Origin of the sequence: Psychromonas ossibalaenae ATCC BAA-1528 (assembly GCF_000381745.1) — a bacterium.
GTDB classification, from domain to species: domain Bacteria; phylum Pseudomonadota; class Gammaproteobacteria; order Enterobacterales; family Psychromonadaceae; genus Psychromonas; species Psychromonas ossibalaenae.
This window is the reverse complement of record NZ_KB906975.1, coordinates 107,017-125,166: the sequence shown is the minus strand read 5'-3', so window position 1 is coordinate 125,166 and position 18,150 is coordinate 107,017. Positions and strand designations below refer to the sequence as shown.

General features: G+C 42.6%; 17 protein-coding genes. All 17 read right to left on the bottom strand.

Translation table 11 applies throughout. The annotated features are described in order from the left end of the window. A partial coding sequence (locus G327_RS26430) for a transposase family protein (RefSeq protein ID WP_019613987.1) occupies positions 1–204 on the bottom strand: 204 nt, incomplete at its 3' end. Positions 205–366: 162 nt separating this feature from the next. Beyond that, positions 367–2,277: a methyl-accepting chemotaxis protein gene (locus G327_RS0106675; protein ID WP_019613986.1), complete on the bottom strand. Its 1,911-nt coding sequence runs from the start codon at positions 2,275–2,277 to the stop codon at positions 367–369. A gap of 316 nt (positions 2,278–2,593) precedes the next feature. Further along, on the bottom strand, positions 2,594–3,412 hold the full coding sequence (locus tag G327_RS0106670) for a hypothetical protein (RefSeq protein ID WP_019613985.1): 819 nt from the start codon (positions 3,410–3,412) through the stop codon (positions 2,594–2,596). Positions 3,413–3,471: 59 nt separating this feature from the next. Further along, positions 3,472–3,849, bottom strand: a complete 378-nt coding sequence (locus G327_RS0106665) for an AAA family ATPase (protein WP_019613984.1) — start codon at positions 3,847–3,849, stop codon at positions 3,472–3,474. A 51-nt stretch (positions 3,850–3,900) separates the two neighbouring features. After that, positions 3,901–4,809 (bottom strand): heme o synthase, encoded by a 909-nt coding sequence (gene cyoE, locus G327_RS0106660; protein WP_019613983.1) that lies wholly within the window; start codon positions 4,807–4,809, stop codon positions 3,901–3,903. 18 nt (positions 4,810–4,827) lie between these two features. Next, a complete protein-coding gene (locus tag G327_RS0106655; RefSeq protein ID WP_019613982.1) occupies positions 4,828–5,904 on the bottom strand; it encodes a COX15/CtaA family protein in 1,077 nt (358 codons plus the stop codon). A 238-nt stretch (positions 5,905–6,142) separates the two neighbouring features. Next, positions 6,143–6,643 (bottom strand): hypothetical protein, encoded by a 501-nt coding sequence (locus tag G327_RS0106650; protein WP_019613981.1) that lies wholly within the window; start codon positions 6,641–6,643, stop codon positions 6,143–6,145. Positions 6,644–6,655: 12 nt separating this feature from the next. Continuing rightward, positions 6,656–7,333 (bottom strand): SURF1 family protein, encoded by a 678-nt coding sequence (locus G327_RS0106645; protein WP_019613980.1) that lies wholly within the window; start codon positions 7,331–7,333, stop codon positions 6,656–6,658. A 37-nt stretch (positions 7,334–7,370) separates the two neighbouring features. Further along, positions 7,371–8,258, bottom strand: coding sequence for a cytochrome c oxidase subunit 3 (locus G327_RS0106640; protein WP_019613979.1), 888 nt, complete (start codon positions 8,256–8,258; stop codon positions 7,371–7,373). A 32-nt stretch (positions 8,259–8,290) separates the two neighbouring features. Continuing rightward, positions 8,291–8,806 (bottom strand): cytochrome c oxidase assembly protein, encoded by a 516-nt coding sequence (locus G327_RS0106635; RefSeq protein WP_019613978.1) that lies wholly within the window; start codon positions 8,804–8,806, stop codon positions 8,291–8,293. Further along, positions 8,803–10,401: a cytochrome c oxidase subunit I gene (gene ctaD / locus G327_RS0106630; RefSeq protein ID WP_019613977.1), complete on the bottom strand. Its 1,599-nt coding sequence runs from the start codon at positions 10,399–10,401 to the stop codon at positions 8,803–8,805. The genes G327_RS0106635 and ctaD overlap by 4 nt, the downstream gene beginning before the upstream one ends. After that, entirely contained in the window at positions 10,401–11,990 is a 1,590-nt protein-coding gene (gene coxB, locus G327_RS0106625; RefSeq protein ID WP_019613976.1) for a cytochrome c oxidase subunit II, read from the bottom strand. Before coxB ends, ctaD begins: the two co-directional genes overlap by 1 nt. Before the next feature lie 305 nt (positions 11,991–12,295). After that, on the bottom strand, positions 12,296–13,324 hold the full coding sequence (locus G327_RS0106620) for a protein-glutamate methylesterase/protein-glutamine glutaminase (RefSeq protein WP_019613975.1): 1,029 nt from the start codon (positions 13,322–13,324) through the stop codon (positions 12,296–12,298). A gap of 24 nt (positions 13,325–13,348) precedes the next feature. After that, positions 13,349–13,858 (bottom strand): chemotaxis protein CheD, encoded by a 510-nt coding sequence (locus G327_RS0106615; protein WP_211217212.1) that lies wholly within the window; start codon positions 13,856–13,858, stop codon positions 13,349–13,351. Between the two features lie 56 nt (positions 13,859–13,914). After that, complete coding sequence (locus tag G327_RS0106610) at positions 13,915–14,685, bottom strand: CheR family methyltransferase (RefSeq protein WP_211217211.1); 771 nt, start codon at positions 14,683–14,685, stop codon at positions 13,915–13,917. A gap of 79 nt (positions 14,686–14,764) precedes the next feature. Further along, positions 14,765–15,313 (bottom strand): chemotaxis protein CheW, encoded by a 549-nt coding sequence (locus tag G327_RS0106605; RefSeq protein WP_019613972.1) that lies wholly within the window; start codon positions 15,311–15,313, stop codon positions 14,765–14,767. Between the two features lie 59 nt (positions 15,314–15,372). Beyond that, positions 15,373–18,147 carry a methyl-accepting chemotaxis protein gene (locus tag G327_RS26425; RefSeq protein ID WP_019613971.1) on the bottom strand — a complete coding sequence of 925 codons (2,775 nt, stop codon included), beginning with the start codon at positions 18,145–18,147 and terminating at the stop codon, positions 15,373–15,375. Positions 18,148–18,150 lie beyond the last annotated feature (3 nt).

The window sequence follows — 18,150 nt, the reverse complement described above, 5'->3', positions numbered from 1 at the left end:
AGGTATCCCGGATTCAAAAGGACGATATTGACGAAGCCAATCAAGCTTTATATGGCCGAAGTTTTCAATATCCTCCCAGCCTTCAGAGCCAGACATAACGGCACTAATAGCGAGTAAAAGAATATCGAGTAAATTATGTTTCTTACATCGTTCAATACGAGGGTCTGAGATGGAATCGAAGTATTTCAAAAAAGTAGCGCTCATTATTATCACCAAATAGCGAATTGTTAGTATATGGTGATCAGATCGCTAGTTGGAGGAAAAGTTCAATTTATAATGATCTTGCCGTGAGCCTCATTCCAAAAGTATTACTATAATTTTTCTGTCGATGCAGAAACCTGCTCTGCATCGATATTCACCGCATCTTTAGATTTTAAATCGAGCAACCAGACTGTCCAGGCTCTTAGCCATTGCGCTAAGCGATTCACTTGAAGATGCCATATCCGCTGAAGTTGTTGCGCTGGTTTCAGTACTGTCGCTGATCGCATGAACATGAACATTAATTTCACTGACCACAACCGACTGCTCTTCCGTTGCTGTCGCAACCTGGGTATTAAGATCTGACAGCTGCTGAATATTCTGCACAATTTCATTAAGCGCCTCGTTCGTCCGCTGCGCAGCTGTCATACCAAGCTCAGCTTTTTCTTTGCTTTGTCTTACGCCGTCTACCGCTAACTTAGAGTCGTTCTGCAGCAGCGTGATCATCTGATGAATTTCATCGGTTGATTCACTTGCACGCTTCGCTAAACTTCTTACTTCATCAGCCACGACAGCAAATCCGCGTCCCTGCTCACCCGCACGGGCAGCTTCAATGGCAGCATTTAATGCCAGTAAATTAGTCTGCTCAGAAATACTGCGGATCACATCCAGCACACTGCTGATAGCATTACTTTTATCCGCTAAAGATTCGATGGTAACGGAAACCGATTCCATATTTTCCGCCATCTCATGAATACTCTGCGTTGATTCTTGAACCACTAACTGCGCATCTTCCGCCTGAGTTGTTGCTTCATTGGTTGCATCGGCGGCATGGGTTGCATTAGCGGCAATTTCTGAAATTGTTGATCCCATCTCGCTGATTGCAGTTGCAACCTGTGTAGCAATATCACGCTGCCCTTCTGCTTCTTGTCTAGATTGATCTGCACCTTGAGAAACTTTCTGCGATGCCTGACGAACATCTGTTGAGGTGGCCGAAACATCAGCGACTACGGTATGGATATTACTGATAAAGGCATTAAAACCATGCCCCAGACGGGAAACTTCATCACTTCCGCTTTCACTAAGGCGGTAACTTAAGTCGCCCTCACCTTCACCGAGCTCTTTAAATACTTCCGCTAATTCATTAACTGGTTTAGTTAAACTTTTAGCTAAAATAATACTGATAAAAATAAACAGCACAACGATAATGACAAAACACATCAGCATATAATTACGCGACTCGTTCAGGCCGACGTACAGCTCTGCTTTTGGTACTTCAGCCACAACATACCAGTCCAGGCTTGGGATATAACTTGCAGCCACGATCAGCTCATCTGTTTCCTGAAACGAAAAACCCTGCTTAGATAAAAGCGACTGTACATTAATGTTATTGTGGATTGCAGATAGTTTAACTTTATCGCTTTTTTGTTTATCTTTATGTACTTTTACCAGTCCCGTATTATCAATAAGGTAAACGAATCCAGTTTCTTCAATCTTAAAGCTGTTTAAGTAGTCAACCATATCGTTAAATGACTTTGATACACCTGATGTTCCTCTACCGTTAAGATCCTGATAATTAACAAATACATTCACATCACCATTTTGCTCGGTATAAGTACTTGCCGATTCAGTCTGCCCGCTGTTCTTAAATGCAAAAAACCATCCATCGGAATTATCATCTTTAAGAACACGGAGAAATCCGTTCTGATTCCAGTACTTAGAGGTTTCTCTGTCGGCAAAAGAGGCATTACTTAAATTATTATCTTTAGTAATAGTGTTGAGCATTTTAATCACGACAGCTTCTTGAGCAGGATCTTCGCCACCATTAACCCAGTCAAGAATAAACGGATTCGTTGCAATCGTTTTAGTCAGTACTTTCATTTTCGATATATCACCGTCAACCGCATTACGAACACGCTGCAGCAGATTGGGTAAATCGGACTGCTGCAGTCGGGAAACAAGCAGATCTTTGGCTTTAGAGTGACCGACAAACCCCACCACACTGGTAGATATAATAACAGCCGTCAGCATGGCAATAACCAGCCTGTTTTGAATAGAAAGTGAATTTAAAAATTTCATCAGTACGTCCTATGTATAGCTTTGCAGGAAATTTTCATGCAAATCCGTTTGAAAATAAAAAAGTCTTCAGCACTATAGCGAAGCGAAATAAGAAAGGTGCTGCAGACAAAAACATTTAAAAGGTAAATGTAGCCCAGCGAACAAATACAGCCGTTCAAGTCGTATATAATTACTGCATACTGTGACCTAATACTTAAAAATAAGTTTATTTACTGGCTGAAACAAATAGCGTGAGCAAGATCAACTCAGTAAAAATTGCCGTCACTTTCTGTTATACGTTTACAAATTATGTTGTTAATTTTCACGAAAGCAGTTATCAGCTGCGAATTAACAGCAGAAAACCTTTAATCAACAGCATAAGCATCAACAATGTCAATGCCGTAACAATACATATTATATACAGAACGGCTATAGGGTTCAGCCAGCTGCCGAGGTGCTGTAATGATAAGCTGTTTAAATAAGAAACTGCAAAATAACTGCTGCACAAGTGCCCTAAAACAATGACCAGCAAAAAGCATAAAAACCCGCTTAAACCGCCTTTTAGATCCTCCGGTGAAGGAGATAAATGTAATGATACTGATGCACTTAAATAAAACCATAATAGAACGGCTAAAGGCTCCCTTTGATAGCTTTTCAACAATCCAATCCACAAACTGCTCATAAGTTCAATAACAGCAGAAAGTGAATAATCGCTAAGACTGTTTTTACCGCTCAAAGCAAGCAGCTTTAATAAACTGTCACCATCAGGTAAAAGAAAAAGTGTCAGTAAGTACACAACTAACAAACCGCCAAACAAAGGGGCTATTCCGATAAAAAAGTTACCTAATACCTGCCAGGGATTAAGACTGTTATAGGAGTGATTTACATAGCCCAGAGTACCGTGTCCGTCGGGATTAAAAAAAACTATTTTTTTGATTTTATGAGCAAAGATAATACAGGCAAGTGCGTGACTAAGTTCATGAACCGGCGTGCCGATAACAGCACTGATATATACCGATCTTCCGCCCAGGTTGGCAGACATCCAGGAAAATACTAAGCGCTGCAGCAGATATAACACAGCCGTCAGCACAGCAAATAAACTCAAACCTTGTGCAAGCAGAGTTAGAGGTACAATAATCCAGTTCAATTCATTCATTTATAGACTTTTTTACAGGAAATATTCATGCCGAAAAGAGGATAACTTAATATCAAAACTTAAACCTGCCAGTTACGTTTCATCTTGCTAATTGTCAGTTGGGACACGCCGTGAATGTTAGCGTAATTTCCGCGGCAGGTTTTTATTATTAAGTCTGCTTTATTTTCTTTGGCCAGCTTCCGGTAAGCCTGCATTTCCCAGTGCCTGACAAACGTATTAGCAACCACCACATCTTTCCCCTGTCCAAGATGAACACGGCATTGTTCCTGACACCACTGATGTGCCTGTTTTAAAAGCAGAGGATCAAACAGATAACTGCCGTCGGCCTGGATAAAATACATATCAGCCTCAAGATGTACTGCATTGATAGTTTTAGCTAAGGTGGATTTACCGCTGCCGGGCAGGCCTCTAATTAAGGTTAACTGCAGTTTATTCACTTACTTTCCCTGATTTAGTATTTTCCCCACCTTATACACCAGCTTGACGATTCACAACAAGGCTTTATCTAAGAATAAAATAATAAACAGCAGGGTTAAATGAATAATAGAAAACTTAAATAACGGCATAGCACCATGTGATGTTTGTGATAATTTCAACATAAGAGCCTTGTAGACAAAAATAAAATTTAACACTGTTACCCCGCAAAGATAGAGAATACCCGACATAGCAATCAGGTAAGGTAAAAAACACACGAGGGTTAATAACAAGGTATATAAAAGTAAAGATGTTTTAGTAAATTCAACGCCATGAGTCACCGGCAGCATAGGAATACCCGCTTTTTTATAATCCGCTTTTCTGTGTATCGCTAATGCCCAGAAATGTGCTGGTGTCCAGGTGAAGATAATCATCACTAGTATCCAGGGCTCAGCGGCTAATACACCGGTTTCTGATACCCAGCCTAATAATGGAGGCATAGCTCCTGCCACTCCCCCGATAACGATATTCTGCGGCGTTGCGCGTTTTAAAAAGACGGTGTAAATACAAGCATAACCGACTAAAGACGCTAGAGTTAATAAGGCGGTTAAACTATTAGCAGCCAGCACTAATAAACTAAAACCTAAACTGCCGATCACAGCAGAAAACAGCATAGCCTGAGGGCGGGAAACTCTACGCTTCACTAAAGGCCGGTTTTTAGTCCGCGCCATCTTCGCATCTATTTTATTATCTACGAGATGATTAATAACAGCTGCACATGCCGATAATAAACCAATACCAAATAAACTTAATATCTGAACAAAATAACCTCGGCCGACATCCGGTGCCAGCGCCAAACCAACCAGAGCGGTTAATACTAATAATGCCACCACCTTGATTTTACATAACTCAAGATAATCTTTAATTTTGAGTGGCGTGGCCCCGCTGCTGTTTTTAAAAGTATGAAGCATTATATTCGCCATTCTTCCTCCTTAAACAGGTTAAATTTCCGCCTTGCCTGAGTTTTTAGGTTTATTATCTGCATGTAGCGAAGGCAGTTTGTTCAAGTAATAGATTAATCGAATTAAGCTCACTAATAACAAAGCGGCAGTTAAATTATGGGCTAAAGCAATACTGACAGGGAAGTGCAGATAAACTAAAAAAACACCTAATACCACCTGCCAGATAACAATTAGAGTAACGCTGAGTGCACAGTTTTTCACCTTATCGGAGTCACTTATTAAGTAAATCCTAATACTTATAAACAGAAGTAAAGCGGCCGTAAACACCGCCCAGAATCTATGTACTAGATGAATAGATAAACGCGCAACCCCTGATAACCTGCCGTATTCATAACTTTCAGACGCCGTCGGTAACTGAAAAATTTCAAAAAATGAAAAATCCTGCTGCCAGCTGCCTGCGTTCCATCCGCCGCTGCATAGGGGTAAACCAGAACAATAAGGGGCCGCATAATTAGCTGCTAACCAGCCGCCTAATGAAATTTGAATTAACAGCACAGACAAGCCCCATAAACTGCCGGACAGACAATCCTTCACCGCCGGATTATCGGTCCCCGCCGGCAGGTTATTAACGCGAAGGTAAAGCAGGCAAAGCAGGCTTAAAATAGCAAATCCACCGAGAAGATGGCCCATCACGATCAAAGGCTGCAGAGACATGGTAACGGTCAGCATGCCTAAAACAGCTTGAAACCCCACCAGCACAAGCAGTAAAGCCGGCAGTCGAATTGGGAATACTTTGTGCTTTGTTTTACTACTGCGGCGCAGATATATGGAAAATAGAAATAGCATAAAGATGCTCAGTCCTAAAGCGGCTGCGGAATAGCGGTGAATCATCTCCTTCCAGGCCTTTTCATACTTAAACTCGCCGCTAAACGAAGCATCATCCGGTGCCTGTGGCACTAAAGAACCATAACAGCCCGGCCAGTCGGGGCAGCCTAATCCGGCATCACTTAAACGGGTATAAGCACCTAGACCAACCACCACAACAGCAAGCAGGCAGCAGAATAGGAGTAAATGCCTGTATCGTTTATTAAGTAGTTCCGGGATTATTTTCGGCATGTGGGTTTATTAACTCCTTAGTAATACCAAATCCGATAATTATCTACTCATTTATGCTGGTTAAAATGAATGCTAGCTAAACACAAATAACAATTGTGTTTTTGTTATTGATTTTGCAATTAGAACAACTAGTTACTGCAATCAAGGCCTTGCTTTCATTCATTTCTCCTACGCCTAAACAGGTCATTCAATTAACGGAATTGGTATAATTCATACTGCTGATAATTTTCAAAAGCATTTATGAGCTTCGGGCATACTTCAATAATTTTTTTAGATCTTTAATCAGACCTTTAGCGGTTATACGGTTAGTCTGCAGATCTCTATCTAATTCATATGAAAAAACAACTAACCCCATATGATCAACCAGGTATAAATAATCAGCCTTGAGCGCGCCGCTGGGGTAAGTATAATTTTTAAAACCTTTAACCTGTCGGCCTGCTGAACCTAATAAAACCAAATCGACTTTATTCTGATTTTTGCCAAGTGCCAGATAAATGTTTTTAAGCTCGCTGATATATACTGAGCAGCCGCTTTCGCATTGTCCAGCAACACGCAAAGCAATCGCCCAAGGTTTAGGGTTAATTTTAGACCATTGTTCTAACTTCACTTCCGGCACTAAAAATTGTCCGTTATTCACGGTACTACCCGGAAGCCAGTCCGATTTTAATAATAAGAATGCGCCCCCTAAGGGCAGCAGAAAACAAATAATAAATATTGTTAACACTTTTTGACTGCTCATTTACTTCTCCGCTTATTCACTGGTTTGAGACTGGCTTCGAAGCGCAAATATAAAACAGCACACAGCGGCCAGGCCGATCAACAGCCACTGCAGCGCATATGCCTGATGTTTCTGCGGCGCCATAACAACCGGCTGATAATGCGGATGAGCATAAGTTTTATCATCCACTGCATAAGCCATATAATTCACCAGTTCTGCACCGCTTTGCTCTGCTAGAGTGGCTATATCAATGAACTGAATCAATTTCGGCCAGCCGGTGCTGACCAGCTCTGCACCGGCAAGGTAAAAACCGGCTAACTCTCCCTGCTTTAACTGCACTTTAATAGATATATGTTCAGGTAACTTAACTTCAGGCAGCTGCCGGCGGCTTTTCCCCTGCGCTAGCCACCCCAGATTAACTAACAAAGCCTGCTCACCTGATAACGGATAAAATAAAACCAGCAGATCAAAACCACTACGCCCGTTTAAGGTGCGGTTATCTAATAACCAGTAATGTTTTCTGTCCAGTCTGCCCTGTAAAGAAAGCTGCAGACCGGTTTTATTTAAGCTGAGCGGCAGAGAATTCACTCCTGACCAGTCCAAAAGCCCCTTCTGGCGCATAGTTTCGATATTATCTAATCTTTGCTGTTTCTGCTCGCCGCGCTGCCACTGCCAGTGTGCCAAAGCGCCGCACAGGACAGTTACCAGCACTATTAAGATCCAAGATATAAAGCGTATTTTCAAAGCATTACACTACATAAACAAAGAGATACAGACACAGCCACACGACATCAACAAAATGCCAGTACCAGGCAGCCGCCTGAAATGCAAAATGCCTGTTTTTATCAAAATGACCTTTTGTTATACGCAGCAGGATTATGGATAAAAGAATAACCCCCAGGGTAACGTGCAGACCGTGAAATCCCGTTAATAAATAAAATGTATTGCCATATACACCAGACTGCAGTGTTAAACCCAGTTCATGATAAGCATGGATATACTCATTCATCTGCAGTATTAAAAAGATCAAACCAAGTAAAACGGTAACTGCCATAAAACCTTTCAGCACCACTCGACGACCAGCAGTCAAAGCCTGATGAGCTATATGTAATGACACGGATGATGTTAATAATATAACGGTATTTATCAGAGGCAGTCCCGTCCAGTCCATAACTTGAGTGGTATCACCTGAGGGGGTTATAACTAACGGCCAGACAGCTTCGAAAGCGGGCCAGAGCAGCTCATTAGTCATGGCATTATTGCCGGCGCCGCCCAGCCAGGGAACAGCAAATATACGCGCGTAAAATAAAGCACCGAAAAAAACCATGAAAAACATTACTTCAGAAAATATAAACCACAGCATTGCCTGCTTAAATGAGATATTCATCTGCTGTGAATAACGCCCGGACATTGACTCATCAATGACATTTTTAAACCAGCCGAACAGCATGAGAATAAGCAGCATAACTCCCGCTAATAAAACATAAAACCCGGAAGAATCTGGTTTACCCATCTGCATCACAGTTAGTCCAGCCCCGACGGCGACAAAGAACAGTGCAACAGCACCAATAATCGGCCAGGGACTCTGTGCGGGCACATAATATTTTTCATGTTTTTTTTCAGTTTCAAGTTTCATCTTCCTGCTCCCTGAAGATCTAATTGAGCTTTTTAACTGCCGCTGATATCAAATACTGCATAAGACAAAGTTAATTCCTCAATCTCCGCCGGCAGTTCATTGTCGAGATAAAATAAAAGAGTTAACTCAGCCTGCTCCCCGGCCAGAATGGCCTGCTGGTTAAAACAGAAACACTCCACTTTATGCAGGTGCTGGGCCGCCAGCCCAGGACTGACAGAAGGAACCGCCTGCATCGCTCTATTCTGTCCGCTTACATTCTTAGCGGTAAAAGTCACATGATTCATCTCACCGGGTTTTACCGTAATGACTGTCGGCTCTGCCTCAACAGTAAACGGAGCTTCACCTTGAATATGAGTCAGAAACGAAACATCAATCAAACGCTCACTGACAACTTCAGCACTAACCTCTGCCGGCTGCAGCGATGGTTTACCGTTTAACCCGGTTACTTCACAAAAAACGTCATATAAAGGCACTAAAGCAAATGCAAAAGCAAACATCAGTACACTGGCCAGCAGCAGTCTTTTAACTAATTTGTTATGAGTTTTCATTTAACCTCCGGCGGAGTAGAAAATGTATGATAAGGCGCAGGTGAAGCAACCTGCCACTCCAGTCCTTCAGCACCATCCCAGACTTTGTCCGGCACAGTATCTCCGCCTTTAAAGCATTTAATCACGGCCCAGACAAACAGCAGCTGCGATAATCCAAAAGCAAAACCACCAAGACTGATAATCGCGTTAAAATCGGCAAACTGCAGCGCATAATCCGGGATACGCCGCGGCATGCCCGCCAGTCCGACAAAGTGCATAGGAAAAAATAATACATTTACGCTGACTAATGATAACCAGAAATGGGTCTTCGCCAGACGAATATCAAACATAAAACCCGTCCATTTCGGCAGCCAGAAATAAACGCCGGCCATAATTGAAAATAACGCACCGGTAACCAGAACATAATGAAAATGCGCCACCACAAAATAGGTATCGTGGTATTGAAAATCGGCAGGTGTAATCGCCAGCATCAGGCCGGAAAAACCGCCGATGGTAAACAGCACGATAAAAGCAACAGCAAATAACATCGGTACTTCAAAACTGATCGAACCACGCCACATGGTTGCAACCCAGTTAAACACTTTAACCCCTGTCGGCACGGAGATAAGCATAGTGCTGTACATAAAAAATAATTCGGCAGCTAACGGCATACCAGTGGTAAACATATGGTGTGCCCAGACAATAAAAGATAATAGTGCGATCGAAGCAGTGGCATACACCATTGAATGATAACCGAACAGTTTTTTACGGGAAAAAGCGGGAATGATCGTTGAAATAATACCGAATGCCGGCAGGATCATAATATAAACTTCAGGATGGCCGAAGAACCAGAATATATGCTGGAACATCACCGGATCACCGCCGCCGGCCGCGTTAAAAAAGCTGGTTCCGAAATATTTATCCGTTAATACCATAGTCACGGTACCGGCTAAAACAGGCATCACCGCAATTAACAAAAATGCAGTAATAAACCAGGTCCAGACAAACATCGGCATCTTCATCCAGGTCATGCCCGGAGCACGTAAATTGATAATAGTCACAATCACATTAATCGCCCCCATGATTGAGCTGATCCCCATAATATGCACAGAAAAGACAAATAAAGCGGTATTATTATTGCTGTAGGTTGTTGATAATGGAGCATAAAAAGTCCATCCGAAATTCGGACCACCACCCGGCATAAACAATGACGACAGGAGCATAGTGAAAGCAAAAGGCAGTATCCAGAAACTCCAGTTATTCATTCTCGGCAGCGCCATATCCGGTGCACCGATCATCAGCGGAATCATCCAGTTAGCCAGCCCGACAAATGCCGGCATGACTGCACCGAACACCATTATCAGGCCGTGTACCGTCGTCATCTGATTAAAGAAATTCGGTTCAATCAACTGCAGACCGGGCTGAAACAGCTCAGCACGAATAACCATCGCCATCGAACCGCCGATTAACAGCATCAGTAATGAAAAGCCTAAATACAGCGTCCCGATATCTTTATGGTTGGTGGTATATAACCAGCGTTTTACACCAGCAGCATAACTTTTATCAGCAGATTTTGGCTCGCCGGGCTCCTGATTATTGTCAACGGAATCAGTCATTACTTCTCTCCCTTGATAAAGTTATCGATATAAAGCGGCTGTACGAGATCCCCGGTTTCATTACCCCAGGCGTTACGTTCATAAGTGATAACAGCGGCCAGCTGCTCAAGCGACAACATGGCCTTAAAAGGCATCATGGCGGTAGCTTGTGTACCGTTTAAAACAATACTGATATGTGTATCAACTGGACCTGTGGCTATCAGGCTGCCTTTTAATGCAGGAAAAGCCCCCGGCATGCCCTCGCCGCCGGACTGATGGCAAACAGCACAGTTAGTCTGATAAACCTTTTTACCTAATACCATCAGCTGCTCTCTAGTTAATAGAGCTAATGGTTCAGGCTCTTTGTGCGGTTTTTCTTCAACTGCATTTACCTCATTTATCTCAATCGTTTCCGCCACCACTTTAGGCGTAACGGTTTTATCTACCCCAGTCTCTTTAATCACCTCTTGCGGCGTTTTGTTCACCTCAATAATTTGCGACGGCTGCACAAGATCGCCGCTATTATTTCCCCAGGCATTACGCTCATAGGTAATGACGGCGGCTAACTGTTTCGCGGACAGCTGTTTACTAAAGGACTGCATCGCAGTACCGGCTTTACCGTTTAAAACAATATCGATATGTCTACCAACATCACCGACTGCAATAGGACTTCCTTTTATCGCAGGACCCCCCCCCGCTAAACCCAAGCCGGTCGGCTGATGGCAAACGGAACAGTTTGCGCTGTAGACATCTTTTCCTAAAGCCATTAACTCCGCTTTAGCCAGCACAGAATCCTGCAGTGCACGCTCCTGCTGAGCAAGGTTTTGTTTTAATGCCTTCTGCTCAACTAACCAGCGGCTAAACTGTTCCGGACTTCTAACGTCAACTACGATCGGCATAAAACCATGATTCTTGCCGCACAATTCAGCACACTGGCCGCGATAAACGCCTTCGTCATTCACCTTAGTCCAGGCCTCATTAATAAACCCCGGTACCGCATCTTTTTTAACCGCAAAATCAGGAACCCACCATGAATGAATCACATCATCAGAGGTCATTAAAAATCGAACTTTTTTATTACTGGGAATAACCAGAGGTTTGTCAACTTCAAGCAGATAAGTCGGTTGCTTATCTTCCTGATTATTAATTTGTTCTTGAGGAGTTGATAAGATTGAATAAAAACTAATATCTAAAGCTTTTTTATCGTAACTCAAGTACTGATAATGCCACTTCCATTGAGAAGCGGTTATTTTTACGGTTAGATCGGCTTTGCTTGTATCTTCCATGGCAATCAGGGTTTTCGTCGCAGGAACTGCCATGGCAATTAAAATAACAAATGGAACTGCTGTCCATAAAATTTCAATTTTTGTACTTTCATGAAACAGGGCTGGTTTGACCCCTTTAGACTGGCGATGATGCCATATCGCCCAGAACATAACTCCAAAAACCAGCAGGGCAATCACACAGCAGATAAGAAAAATAGTCATATGCAGCTGATAAACGTTCTCGCTGATATCTGTGACTCCATGACGCATATTAAACTGACTATCAGCACCATGCAGTTTCGAAACAAACAATAAAAACAACCAGGTACAGAGAAAAACGGGCATCTGACATCTCCTTTATTCTTTAAGTAAAGATATCAGCTGATATCAGATAACAAGTTTTTATGGTTCACAAGCACAAAGTTAGCTGCCTGTAATGTGGAATGATCTGTTTCTCAGGCCCCTTTAACCAAATAGACAAAGATTGTTCTTTGCGCAAGTTTTGAACTTAAAGACAGGCTTCGCAGTTCCATCATAAACTGCTGAAATAGCGGTATGGAAAGCTTGAAATACACGGCAGCTCCTGTTTTAAAGAAACTGCACAATTTAGAATCAACTGAATAATTGGTTAAATTGGTAGTGAAAATAAATCAGCAGGACATAATAAACTCAGGAATTTCGCTTAGCGGTATCTGTTTATCGACTCCGCCTAGTTTTACCGCCTCTTTAGGCATACCATAAACCACACTTGACTGTTCATCCTGAGCAATCGTTTTACCACCCGCTTCATGCAGCTCTTTCATTCCTTTAGCACCGTCATCACCCATTCCTGTCATTATAATGCCGACAGCATTACTACCGGCAGCTGTCGCCACTGAACGGAACAGCACATTCACCGAAGGCCTGTGACGTGTAACCAGAGGGCCGTCTTTAACTTCAACGCGGTACTGTGCTCCACTGCGCCTTAACAAAAGATGCTTTCCACCCGGCGCAATCAAAACTAAACCGGGAATAACACGATCATTATTTTTAGCTTCTTTAATACTTACCTGACAGATACTGTCTAAACGCTGCGCAAATGAAGCAGTAAAGGCTTCCGGCATATGCTGAACAATGACCATACCGGGTGACGTTTTAGGTAAGCGCGTTAAAATATATTCTATAGCCTGTGTACCGCCCGTTGAAGCACCAAGTGCAACGAGCCTGTCTGTCGTTTCAGCCATGGCTCTGAGTGGTGTTTTCAGCACAATAGGCAGCAGATCTTCAGTGCTGATAGATTTAACACTAGCCTGAGCAGCGCCCTGAATAGCATTACTCATTAAAATTCTGGATTCCTGTAAAAAATCTTTTAAGTTTACCGTGGGTTTGGTAATAATATCGACCGCTCCAGCACTCATCGCCTCCATGACAACCGCGGCGCCCTTAGTGGTTAACGTAGAGCAGATCACCACGGGAGTTGGTCTTTCCTGCATCAGTTTTTTTAAAAAAGTAATACCATCCATTCTCGGCATCTCAATATCCAGCACGATCACATCCGGCCAGTCTGCCGGCAGTTTTTTCAGAGCGAAAACAGGATCCGATGCCGAGCCGATCACTTTAAACCCGCCAATACTGTTGAGTACCTGTGTTAATACCTGCCGTACTACGGCTGAATCATCAATAATAAAGATCTTTATCATAGCCAGTTCTCTCTTTAACAGATTTCATTTCATGCTTTGTAATACTTTTTCCCAGTATTTTTTTTCTTCCTGCTGTACTTGAAACTCGATGCCGGAATTAATTTTTTTCATAAATACAGAAAAATCATGGCCCATAAAATGAATATTTCGACCATGCTTTCCGCCTAAAGAAGAGCTGATCAGGGGAATTTTTTCTGATTTTAAATATTCATGAATAAAATCGATATTAACATCACCAATCCCTCTGTTTCCCCACGCCGATTCAGTAATGCTCAACACATCACCGCCGCCAAAACACTTGGCTTTTAAATGACTCTTTTTGGCCCCCCTAAGTACCATAGAATGAATTAACAACTCCATCGCATGAACGCCGTAACGCCCTGCTTCTGAATTAAACATATGATATGGAGTATGATGACGGCGTTCGGCAAGTAAAAAATGATTCATGCCCGTTATCCCCTTTACAGGATCATATAAACAAGCGGCTACGCAGGAACCTAATAAGGTAGAAATAACTTCCTGGTTTGAACTCACATAATATTCTCCAGGGTCAATAATGATTCGCTTAGTCTTTTTATAGGGTTGAATATTCATTTTTTTCTATAGATGGAAGGTTTTACCATCACCAGTTTATCGGTTACCCGGGATAGGGTTTCTGAATGACTGATAAAAAAATACCCTCCGGGTTTCAACTTTGAAATAAGCTGTTCAACAACCTTTTTTTTGGTTTCATTGTTGAAATAGATAAGTACATTACGCAGAAAAATAACATCAAACATAGAGATTTTACCGGGAAGACTCTGCGTTAAATTCAAACGGTGAAAACTGACCTTTTGTTTTAACTTATCAGCGATGCAGAATAAGCCCTGCTGTGAACGAACACCTTTCAGACAGTATTTATTCATTAAATAGGGATCCAGCAGTTCGACTCGATCCATACCGTAAATCCCCCGAGATGCTTTTGTTAAAACATCACGGTTTAAATCCGTGCCTAATATATCCCAGGTTTTTGTTCCTGATTTTTCCGCCAGCAGCATCGCCAGTGAATAGGCCTCTTCACCACTAGAACTGGCAGCGCTCCAGACCTTGAAATGGCCGGTTTTCCATTTTGCTAATATTTCTTTTTCGAAATAGCTGAAATGTTTTGGCTCACGGAAAAAATAAGTTTCATTAGTGGTTAATATATCGACTAATAACTGTAATTCCTGACCGTTATCCGGGTGGGTTGCTATATGGTAGTACTGCTCGTAACTGGCAAGCTGATAATGGTTCACTCTTTTTTGTAATCGTCCGCCGACCATCACCTTTTTAGCAGGAGATAAATCAATGCCCGCATGTTGATGAATAAAATGACGGAACAATTCAAACTCGGGAGTTGTGATCTGAATAGAAATAGCATTCCCCTAAATACAGCTGTTTATGAATATTCAACAGTGCTGTTTATGCTAAAACAGGAGCAGGCTCTGCAGCTGTCATTAAACTTAATTCAGCTAGTTCTGAAACAGATAAAACCCTGCTGATCTCCAGCAGGATAATAAACTCATCCTCAACACGTCCCATAGCTTGAATAAATTCAACGCGAATATTCGTACCAAAGGTTGGAGCAGGCTGAATATGATCTTCAGGGATATCTAATATCTCTTTTACCTGATCCACCAGCATGCCGAGACTCTGCTTCTCATCATTGCAGCTTACTTCCACTAAAACGATACAGCTGCGTTTACTCAGCTCGCTGACTTGATGACCTAAACGCGCAGACAGATCCACAACAGGCACGACATTACCGCGTAAGTTAATCACTCCGCGAATATAGTCGGGAGTCATAGGCACACGGGTAATACTGGTTATTTCAATAATCTCTTTTACATCGTTAATCGCAATACCAAGTGCTTCATCAGCAACTAAAAATGTCAAATACTGCCCCTGCTGCTCTACAGCTGCAGTTTCGTGACTGCGAACCTGATCTTTATTAATGCTTAAATCATTCATGTCAGCTCCTACTTTAAATTTCTGCAGTGCGCTTGATTAGCCGCACTGCAGCAAGACAGTTAAAACTTTTCAAAGTCCTGCTCATTAATATGTGATTCATTTAAACTAGCCGGGCGGGTTACATGTTCCGGGCGTACCGCAACCATTGGCCGCTTCAGGTGAATAGAGTCCTGTGCGGGATCCGCTGTTATACTGCCGCCTTCAGTCAGTTTAAAATATGCAACAGACTGCTGCAGCTGCTCCGCCTGACCGCTTAATTCTTCCGAGGTGGCGGCGAGCTCTTCGGAAGCGGCCGCATTTTGCTGCGTCGCTTTATCAAGCTGACTCATCGCATCACTAATCTGCGCAATACCGCTTGCCTGCTCACCTGAAGATGCACTTATTTCCTGCACTAAATCAGATGTTTTAACTATATTTGGCACTACCTCAGTGATTAACACACCCGCTTTTTCTGCAATATCAACACTGTCACCTGCCAGCTCACTAATCTCCTCCGCAGTAACACGGCTGCTTTCAGCAAGTTTTCTTACTTCAGCGGCAACAACGGCAAACCCTTTGCCGTGCTCTCCGGCAGAAGCGGCTTCAATAGCGGCATTTAACGATAATAAATTGGTTTTATAAGAAATATCTTCAATTAGGCGGATTTTCTTAGCAATATGCTTCATCGCGGTAACGGTATCTGTTACCGCAGTAGCCCCCTGCTGTGCATCACCTGCAGAGCTGGTAGCCATTTTTTCGGTGACACTGGCATTTTCCGCATTCTGCTGCACAGACGAATTGAGCTGCTCTACCGATGTACTGGTTGCTTCAACACTGCTTGACTGTTCGACCGCTCCCTGACTGATAGTCTGAGCCGTTGCACTGACCTCCTGCGAGGCGCTTGCTAAATTATCAGCGCCGCTGCGCACGGTTTCAATCACACCTTTTATTTGATCGCGCATTACAATCAATGCGTTACTTAACTGACCAATTTCATCCTTCTGATCAACTTCAAGGTGAGCAATCAGATTACCTTTTGATAATTCCTGTGCAAATACAACACCTTTAATAACCGGCCTGGTAATACTAAGGGCAAAAAAGTAAGCAACAATAATAATTAAGATGCAGAATACAGCTGAAATTATTGAAATATTTTTAATCAGAATTTCCACCGGAAGCATTATTTCCGCCTTATCAATCTCAGCAATAACTGCCCAGGTTGTACCGCCCACCTCTATTGGAGAATAGGAAGACAATACTGAATTACCATTATAATCCTCAATGATTTTAGAGCCGCTGTTACCGTTTAGCGCATCTTTAACGGCTTCAGTATCTACACCGTTATTTTTGACATTACCTGCAAAAGAAGCGGCTACAGAATGTCCCGAGGGATCAAGAAATGAATCGGAGCGCATTAATTTATCCTGCCCTACCAGATAAGTCTCTCCTGTTTCCCCCATTCCATCGCGCTGATTCATTATTGCGTTGATTGAACCTAAGGAAAGCTGCAGTGCCACAATCAGTTCAACTTTTCCGTCCTTCATATACGGCTGCGCTATAAAAGCAGCCGGCTGATCATTACTCGGCGCATAAGGGGCAAAATCTGTAATGCCGTACTGCCCTGTTTGTAAAACCTGGCGTACTAACTTACCCAGACCTGAATCACGGAATTTACCATTGACCATATTGGTCTGATAATCACTTTCTTTAGTGACACTGTAAAATACCTGTCCGCCAGGGTGAATTAAGAACAAATCATAATAGCCGTATTTTTCTACATACTTTTCAAAATAATCCTGTGAATCCCCTTTAGCCTTAACTGCTAATACTTCTTCCAGGCTGCCGGAAGTGACCGATACCCAGTCAAGTCCATTGATATTTAGCGGACTGGCCGCCACCAGTTCAACAGTGCCGGTACTACCAACCATAATTTCTGTTTTAGATTGACCAGCTAGTGCCTGTTTTATAAGTTCACTGGATTTTTTTCCACCTATTTTTCCCGACTTGATAACACGATCGCTTCGGTAGCTGCTGACATTATCGACTTGTCCAACTAAGTAACTCTCAGAGGTTTCTCCCATACCGATACGCGGCTGTACAATTGTATTAATCGGATCCGGGGACAACTGCATTGCAATATAACCTTCTGCAAACTGCAGTCTGCCGACCACAAATGCAGCCTGATCGCCGTTAGAAGGTTCATAGGGTTTAAAATCACCAATCGCCAACTCTTCCTGCCCGCCCTTAACAGCCTTCGCAAACGCGCCAGCTAATGAACTGTTCTTCAGCAGCGGATCATTAAAAAGGTTCAATCCCAGATCCGACTCTTTAGCCGTACTGTATATAATATTGCCCTGCGGATTGATTAAAAACAGATCATGCCAGCCGGTATCATTAACAATATCTTTAAAACGAGGATCGTACTGCTCAACCTGCTGCAGCCACTGTTCTGATCCAATACCGAATTCAAAGACATTATTAATGGCATAAAAACCTTCTGATAAATACGGATCATCCTTAGCGATATTAATATTCGCTTCAGTCGCTTTAAATAAGTTTTCCATGCTGGATATTTTTAAATCCTGCAATGCCAGCAGTTTTGATACCTGTGAATCAAGCAGCGCAGATGTTGTTTCCATCAACACTCCTAGGTCTGATTCACGTTCATCAAAAAAACCTTCCAGTTGGGTATGCTTTACCGTGCGCATTGCGTTGAGCTGCTTAAAAGACTCTTTAAATAATGCATCTGATGCACTTCCTGATGAAAAATACGCGATAATCACCAGCGGAATTAAACTGATCAACAGCATTAATCCAACTAATTTCACCTTCATTGATACATTTTTTAAGTTCATGGC